General features: G+C 25.8%; 9 protein-coding genes. All 9 read left to right on the top strand.

All coding sequences use genetic code 11. The annotated features are described in order from the left end of the window. The first annotated feature begins 111 nt into the window (after positions 1-111). The 9 genes from trkA to A500_RS15905 all read left to right on the top strand — a co-directional run bounded on the left by trkA (position 112) and on the right by A500_RS15905 (position 8524). On the top strand, positions 112-1488 hold the full coding sequence (gene trkA, locus A500_RS15935) for a Trk system potassium transporter TrkA (protein WP_016208594.1): 1377 nt from the start codon (positions 112-114) through the stop codon (positions 1486-1488). Then, positions 1478-2926: a TrkH family potassium uptake protein gene (locus A500_RS15930; RefSeq protein ID WP_016208593.1), complete on the top strand. Its 1449-nt coding sequence runs from the start codon at positions 1478-1480 to the stop codon at positions 2924-2926. Before trkA ends, A500_RS15930 begins: the two co-directional genes overlap by 11 nt. Positions 2927-3274: 348 nt before the next feature. Next, positions 3275-3574 (top strand): hypothetical protein, encoded by a 300-nt coding sequence (locus tag A500_RS19705; RefSeq protein WP_051993183.1) that lies wholly within the window; start codon positions 3275-3277, stop codon positions 3572-3574. Further along, a complete protein-coding gene (locus tag A500_RS19700; protein WP_051993182.1) occupies positions 3571-5301 on the top strand; it encodes an ABC transporter substrate binding protein in 1731 nt (576 codons plus the stop codon). Before A500_RS19705 ends, A500_RS19700 begins: the two co-directional genes overlap by 4 nt. Before the next feature lie 7 nt (positions 5302-5308). Further along, positions 5309-6160, top strand: coding sequence for a putative bifunctional diguanylate cyclase/phosphodiesterase (locus tag A500_RS19695; protein ID WP_198010589.1), 852 nt, complete (start codon positions 5309-5311; stop codon positions 6158-6160). 194 nt (positions 6161-6354) lie between these two features. Further along, the gene (locus A500_RS15920) at positions 6355-6702 is read left to right on the top strand and encodes a DUF4064 domain-containing protein (protein ID WP_016208592.1); all 348 of its coding nucleotides are present in this window, start codon (positions 6355-6357) and stop codon (positions 6700-6702) included. A gap of 77 nt (positions 6703-6779) precedes the next feature. Continuing rightward, complete coding sequence (gene tlp, locus A500_RS15915; RefSeq protein ID WP_016208591.1) at positions 6780-7034, top strand: small acid-soluble spore protein Tlp; 255 nt, start codon at positions 6780-6782, stop codon at positions 7032-7034. Positions 7035-7411: 377 nt separating this feature from the next. After that, positions 7412-7864 carry a GNAT family N-acetyltransferase gene (locus A500_RS15910; RefSeq protein ID WP_040437027.1) on the top strand — a complete coding sequence of 151 codons (453 nt, stop codon included), beginning with the start codon at positions 7412-7414 and terminating at the stop codon, positions 7862-7864. A 240-nt stretch (positions 7865-8104) separates the two neighbouring features. Then, a complete protein-coding gene (locus A500_RS15905; RefSeq protein ID WP_016208589.1) occupies positions 8105-8524 on the top strand; it encodes a PPC domain-containing DNA-binding protein in 420 nt (139 codons plus the stop codon). Positions 8525-8686 lie beyond the last annotated feature (162 nt).

Raw genomic sequence — 8686 nt, 5'->3', positions numbered from 1 at the left:
AATAGATTCTAATAATATTTTTTAATATCTTGATAAATATTATTTATAATGTATAATTGTGATATTATACATTATAAATAATATTATAAGAATTACTAAGGGAGAAATAAAATGAATATCATTATAGTTGGTGCTGGTAAGGTAGGATATACTTTAGCTAAATATCTATCTATAGACGGGGACAATATAACTATTATAGACAATAAAGATATGGCGTTAGAACATATTAATAATAGTTTGGATGTAATGTGTGTTAAAGGCAACTGTACAAGTCTTAAAGTACTTAATGAGGCGGGGATAAGAGAAACAGATTTATTAATTTCTGTAACTGAGAGTGATGAGTTGAATATGCTTTGTTCCCTTGCATCAAAAAAGTTAGGAGTCAAACATACCATAGCAAGAGTGAGAACTCCGGGATATGATGAAGATATAACGCTACTAACAGCAGCAGTAGGCATAGATTTAGTTATAAATCCTGAAAAGGCTGCAGCAGTAGAAATAGCAAAATTAATAAAATATCCATCAGTTTGTAGTATAGATGATTTTTCAGATGGAAAAGTTAACTTGGTTGGATTTAAAGTATCAGATGATAGTGATCTTGAAGGAAAACAAATAAGTGATATAAGATTTATAAGAGGAAATGTTCTTTTTTGTGGAATTGAGAAAAATGATGAGTTCATAATGCCGAGAGGCGATTATATATTTGAAAAGGATGATAAGGTATACGTCATAGGAGAACATAAGGATATACAAAATTTCTTTAATAAGCTTGGGAAATATAAGAAAAAAGTAAAAAGAGCTATGATTGTAGGCGGAAGCAAAATAGGATATTATCTTGCAAAAATCATAACTGAAGCTGGGGTGAATTGTAAGATAATAGAAAGAGATGTTAAAATATGTGAACAACTTAATGATCTACTACCAAATTCTATAATAATAAATGGTGATGGTATGGATGAGGAGTTATTATTATCAGAAAACTTACTTGAAGTTGATAGTTTTATAACTTTAACTGGACGAGATGAAGACAATATAATAGCATCACTTTTAGCTTATAATAAATCAGTTGATAATGTAATAACAAAAATAACAAGAGATAATTATAAGGATATAGGAAAAGCTGTAGGAATAAATTCTATAGTAAATCCAAAGTTAGTTACTGCATATAAGATTTTAAGATACGTAAGAGCTTTAAAAAATAAGAAAAAAAGTTTCATAGAAAATATATATAGGATATGTAATGATAAAGCAGAAGCAATAGAATTTATAGTAAATAGTGATACTAAAAATATAGGAGAAAAATTTAAAGATATTAAATTTGGAAAAGATACATTGGTTGCAACAATTGTTAGGAATAATAAAATAATTATTCCAACTGGAGATGATTATTTAAAAGTTAACGATAGAGTTATCATAATAACTAAGAATATGAAGGTTTTAAATATTGATGATATCTTCTCTGGAGGTGATAAATGGTATGAACTATAAAATAGTTCTAAAAATTATAGGTAATGTATTAGTATATGAAGCATTACTTTTATTACTTCCATTTGCAATAGCTTTAACCTATTCAGGTGAAGATGCTAATTCATTTTTAATAACAATTGCAATTACACTAATTGTAGCTTTAGTGTTACGTAATATAAAAATTAAAGATAAAAGTATGTACGCAAAGGAAGGCTTTTTGACAGTTGGACTAGCATGGATAGCTATTGCAGCATTTGGTGCCTTACCATTTGTAATTAGTGGATCAATTCCATCATACATAGACGCCTTTTTTGAAACTGTATCAGGATTTACTACAACAGGAGCAACTATACTTACTGAAGTAGAATCTTTGCCAAAGGGAATATTATTTTGGAGAAGTTTAACTCATTGGATAGGTGGAATGGGTTTTCTGATTTTTGTATTAGCATTAGTGCCAACTATTGGATCTAATAGTATTCATTTATTAAAAGCGGAAAGTCCAGGACCTAATCCAGGAAAAATTGTTCCAAAGATAAGGGAAACAGCTAAAATACTATATATTATATACTTGGTGTTAACTATTATTCAAACTATACTGTTAATACTATCGGGTTTATCAGTATATGATTCTGTAATACATGCATTAGGAACAGCTGGAACTGGAGGCTTTTCTAATATGAATTTAAGTGTTGGAGCTTTTAATAATCCAGCAGCTGAATGGATTATTACAATATTTATGATAATATTTGGAGTGAACTTTTCACTGTATTTTCAATTAATAAAAGGAAATATCAAGGGATTCTTTAAAAATGAAGAATTAAAGTATTACTTGCTAATAGTTTTAGTATCTATCGTGTTTATAGCAATAAACATAATAGATTTTAATAATGGAAATATAGGATTGTCAATAAGGCAATCATCATTCCAAGTTGCATCTATTATTTCAACAACTGGATATGCAACAACAGATTTTAATTTGTGGCCATCTCTAAGTAAAACTATAATAATGATACTTATGATAGTGGGAGCAATGGCTGGTTCAACAGCTGGTGGAATAAAGACTATAAGATTAGTAATAATGCTAAAAGCTGTAAGACGTGGAATAGATAAAATACTTCATCCAAAAAGAATACAAAGTGTAAAAATAGATGGTAAAGTAGTAGATGAAGAAACAATATCAGGTGTATTATTATTTATAGCAGCGTATAGCGTAATATATCTAATAGCTTTATTTATAGTTTCATTTGATGGTTTTGATTTAGTTACTAATATTACATCAGTATTGACTGCCATAAGTAATGTAGGACCTGGTCTAGAGATGGTAGGACCAATGGGGAACTTTTCTAATTTCTCAAAGTTAAGTAAAATTGTTTTATCTTTTTGCATGCTTGCAGGTAGATTAGAGATATATCCTATGTTAATTATGTTTAGTAAGTCAATTTGGAAAAGAACTTATTAAGAATAAAATCGTAGCATTCATTTTATTGAAAGCTACGATTTTTTATTCTTCATATATTTTTCATATTTCTCTGTTATTATGAAGTCTTAGAAAATATTATATATGATAATAACATTAAGAGTATTAGAATAATAATTTTTATATATTTAAAATAAAAACAAGAATAAAATAATCACATAATAAATAATTTGATTTTATAACTAGTAAATAATTTAAAATTATAATAAAATATCAGTAAAAGCATAAGTTTTTCTGTTTTTTATTGTAGAAAAAAACAGAAAATAAGTATGAGAATGGAAAAGGGTTTTGAAAGATTAGAATTAAAAAAATTATGAGAGGGGGGATGTTATGGAGGAAAAGTTGAAAAAAGGAATTATTATTTTTATAATATTTTTAAGTGCGTTTTTTTATTTTAAGATGACGGTAAGAGCAGATTCACATAAAAAAATATTAATTTTAAATTCTTATAGCGAGGAATTACAGTGGGTTAAAGATATACAAGAAGGAATAGAAGATGTATTACAATATAAAAATGAAGTATTTTTATATTATGAATATATGGATTTAAAGAATAATAATGGTGATATGTATATAGACATGCTATATGATTTTATAAAGAGAAATATAAAAATACTAAATTTGAAATGATAATTTGTACGGATAATGATGCATTAGAATTTATGGTGAAATATGGAGAAGACTTATTTGGAAAAACGCCTGTTATATTTTGCGGAGTAAATAACTTTACCAAAGATATCCTTAAAGGAAAGACTAATTATACTGGAATCGTGGAAGAAATAAATGTAAAAGAAACAATATTAAGTATGATGTATTTACAAAAGGATATTAAAAATGTAGTAGTAGTATATGATAATAATACTACAGGAAAAATAAATGAAGAATTAGTAAGAAATTCAATAGTAGATTTAGAGCATGATATCAATTTTTATTTTTATAAAGATATGCAGCCAAAAGAATTATTAGATGAAATATATATATTAGATAATAATACTACTGCAATATTAGTAATTGGGCAATTTAAAACTGATGATGGAAAATATATTCCATATGAAAAAAATAAAAATTTCATATCGCAATTTAATGTACCAATTTATGTGTGTTGGGATTTTTTATTAAACGAAGAAGTGATAGGCGGAAAAGTCATAAAGGGATATGACCAAGGACAGTCGGCAGCAGATATGGTTATTAAAATATTAGATGGGCAAAAGATTGAGGATATACAAGTTAAAGAGGAAGATATTAGTGAATTTATATTTAATTATAATGCTCTAATAAAGTATGGAATTAATATAGAGGAATTACCAAGTGATTATAAAATAATAAATAAGCCATTTTCACTTTATGATTCTTATAAAATGCAAATACATATAATAATAGGAGTAATAATATTTTTATTAATATTAATAGGAATTCTTATTGCAAATATAAAGAGACGTATTATAACAGAGAAAGAATTAAATAGGAACTATGATGAGTTAAATGTTGTTTATGAAGAACTTGCAGCTATAGAGGAATCATTAGAGATGCAATATAATGAGGTACAAGCAAGTGAGGAAAGATATAAGCTTGCTGTTGATGGTTCAAACGACATAATATGGGAATATGATTTTATAACTAAAGAACATTATATTTCAGATAAGTTTGAAGATTTATTTGGATATAAATTAACTTATAATGAAAATCTAATGGTTACTTTTAAAAAGTTAATAATTGAAGAAGATTTAGATAGGGTTACAACTTTATTTGATGAACATTTAAATAGGAGATCTGAGTATTTTAAAGTTGAATGTAGAGTAAAAAACAATTTTAATGAAATTAAGTGGGTTCTAATAAGAGGAAAAGCATTAATAAATGATAAAAATACTCCAATAAAAATGTCTGGATCTATCACAGATATTACAGATAGAAAGAATATAGAAGAAAAAAATAAGTTCTTAGCTTTTTATGATCAATTAACAGGATTACCTAATAAACAAATGTTTTTAGATAAAGTTGACGATGCACTTCTTGTAAACTTACAAGAAGGATATAAAGGAGTAGTGTTTTTAGTAGATATCGATAATTTTAAATCTATAAATGATACATTAGGACACGATTATGGTGACGAAGTATTAAAATATATTTCTAAAATGTTTTTAAATACATTAAATACTGATGAATTTATATGTAAGCTAGATGCTGATGAATTTCTTATATTAAGATTGGGAGTAAAAAGTAGAGAAGATATAGATAAATTTGCTTTAAATATTCTTGATTTATTTAAAAAGCCAATAAGTGTAAAAGAAAAAAATATATTTATAACGGTAAGTATAGGAATTAGTATTTTTTTAAAAGATGCTTTTACAAAAAAATGAGCTTCTTATGAATTCAGATATAGCAAAATATAAAGCAAAAGAAAAGGGAAATAATAGATATTTATTTTATAATGAGGATATGTCTAAGGAAATAATAAGAAAATCACAATTAATAGATGGTCTTAGAAGAGCTATTGATAAATCAGAATTCAAGTTGCTTTATCAACCACAAGTAAACTTAAGTTATGGTAGAGTTGAAAATGCCGAGGTTTTACTAAGATGGAATAGTGATGAATTTGGCAATGTTTCTCCAGGAGAATTCATACCTTTAGCAGAACAAACAGAATTAATAATATCTATAGGAAAATGGGTATTAATGAATACTTGCACACAAAGTAAGAAATGGATAGACATGGGACTATATCCAATAACAATAGCTGTGAATGTTTCAGTAGCACAACTTCATCAAGATGATTTTTTATATGAGCTAAAGAATATACTGGAAAGAACTAAATTACCTGCAGAATGTTTAGAAATAGAAATAACAGAAAGTATAGTTATGAGTAATATAGAAGAAAATTTGAAGATTCTTAATAAAATAAAGGATATCGGAGCTAAAATTGCCCTAGATGATTTTGGAACAGGATATTCATCATTAAGTTATCTAAGAGTACTTCCAATTAACAAACTTAAGCTTGATAAATCATTTATAGACAATATACATTTAAGTAGTCATGATAGAACAATAGTTAAATGTATAATTAGCCTTGCACATGAAATGAATATAATTGTAGTTGCAGAGGGTGTAGAATTAAAAGAGCAATTTGATATATTAAAAGAAATGGGATGTGATAAAGTACAAGGATATTATTTTAGTAAACCTATTTCTTGTGATGAATTTCAATTACTTATAAAGTGAAGAGTATAAATTTATGCTCTTCACTTTATTTTTATAAACAATTATGATATATAAATTTAATGTATATAAATGAATATAGATGAAATAAAAATACAAATACAAAGAATTATTATAAGTTCTAGAATATATATTTGTACTCATATAGTAAAGTATAAATTACTTTTATGAATAAAAGAAGAAAGGGGAATTTTTTTATGAGCCAAAATATATCAAGAACAACCGAAAAAGTGTTGGGGATTATTGGTGGTATTTTAGGAATGTTCGGTGGAATATTTGCTTTGTTCTTAGGAGGTGTAGGTACAGCTATTAATGGAGATTCAGGTGGACTAGGGGGATTGGGGATACTAGCTTTTGTGTTTTCGATTTTAGGAATTATAACTGCAATTTTAGTATCTTCAAAGCCTAAACTAGCTGGATGGGGATTAATTGTTTCGGCAGTTGGAATTTTTATATCTATTTCACTATTTGGAATAATACCGGCTATATTATTTTTAATTGCAGGAATTATGACTTTGATAAAAAAGGAAAATAAAGAAGGATAGGTTGGTAGAAATTACTTGCGTATAAACTTATATATTGAACATCATATAAATGTAGTTCAATATAAGGAGGAAGTAATATGAAAAATAATCCTGATGATAGAAGTGATAATGTAGAAAGAATTCAAAGGAATATTAATAGTACTTTAGAAAATATTAATTTGGCAAATGAAATGATGTCTAAAACAGATGATCAAAAGACAATTAAAGATTTAGAAGAAAGAAATAAAAGAAGAGAAAAGTCTCTTAAAGGTCTTAGGAAAGAAATAAAAGATGAAGCAATAGCAAATGAAATAAAAGAAGAAGTATTATCAAAAGAAATTTCTATTAAGTAAAATAAAAATTATAAAACAAGTAAAAAAGTCATTATAAAGAGAAGAAATTTATATCTTATCTTTATATATGACTTTTTTTGATATTTTTATATGATTAATCATTTTAACATAAATGTTAGTTAAGCATATTAGTATCATTATTGCAGCACATATAGCAATGATAATTTAGTAGTTAGTATATATAATAGAACTATACAGTAAATTAACTTTCTGTATAGGAGGTAATAAAAATGGGAAAAAATGATATTAAAATTAGAAAAGCAACAAATCCAGATATTGATGTAATAGCTGATTTAATCTATTGCACAGAAGTTCATCCTGATTACGTTTGAGGGGGAGAATCTAAACAAGAAAGTTTAGATAACCTAAAAGCACTAATAAAAACAAAAGGTTCAAGGTATAGCACTGAATATATAACAGTAGCAGAATTGAATGATAAGATATTAGGTGCAGTAATATTAATACCTTATGATGAATTAGATAGGTTAAGTATGAAGACTGATTTTAAGCAAATTCCTAAGATGGAAGGTTTAAGTGAAAAATTTTATTACTTAATCACAAGAATAAAATATATGATATTCAGAGAGTGTAGAAAAGGTAACTTATATATATCCAATATTGCTACTAATGAAAAAGCAAGAGGTATGGGAATAGGTAAAAAATTAATGAAATACGCAGAGCAAGTTGCTAAAAAAGAAGAGTATGATGGTATATCATTACTAGCAAAAGATGAAAAAGTAAGTAAGTTTTATGAAAAATTAGATTACGATAAAGTATTTGATAAAGTACTATTAGGTGAAAGAATAATAAAAATGGCTAAATGCTTTTAATTATATAAATCCCTTAGAATTTTTCTAAGGGATTTTTTATGTTATAAAGATTTTATATAAATGTTATAAATTATGAAAAGTAGTATGCTTCTTTAATATTTTAGTAGAAAGCTACTATTATCTAAAAGAGAAATACAAGTAATATCTAAAAGTTAGGATTATAGCTAATATTATATTTACTTTTATGATAAAATCAAAATATAAAGATAATAAATTTTTATTAGAGATGGAGTGGTAGATATGGATTATAGAGTGTTCGATGATTCAATAGTATTAAGATTAGAAAAAGGAGAAGAAGTTATAGAGTCTATTAAAAGTTTGTGTGAAAAAGAAAATATAGAATTGGGATCTATATCAGGTTTAGGAGCTTCAAATCATGTGGTTGTAGGATTATTCAAAATTGATGAAAAGAAATATTATTCAAATACATATGAGGAAGATTTTGAAATTACGAATTTAACTGGAAATATATCAAGAATGAACAATGAAGTATATTTACATATACATGGAACTTTTGCAAACTTCGAAGGTAAATGTATAGGTGGTCATTTAAATAAAGCAATTATAAGCGCTACAGCAGAAATAATAATAACAAAAATAAATGGATCTATGGGAAGAAAGTTTAATGAAAATATAGGATTAAATCTTATTGAATTTTAATATTTATGTTTAAGTATAGGGTGGAGAGATAAACAATAAAGGCATGGTAGCAATGAATTACTATGCCTTTTTATATACTTTTGGATTATTATATCATTAATAAAATAATGAATTATATAAATTTATGAATTATATAAATTTATGAATTATTGGAAAAAATAT

This window comes from Clostridium sartagoforme AAU1, from assembly GCF_000401215.1.
Lineage (GTDB): Bacteria > Bacillota > Clostridia > Clostridiales > Clostridiaceae > Clostridium > Clostridium sartagoforme.
This window is presented reverse-complemented; position numbering and strand designations above follow the sequence as displayed.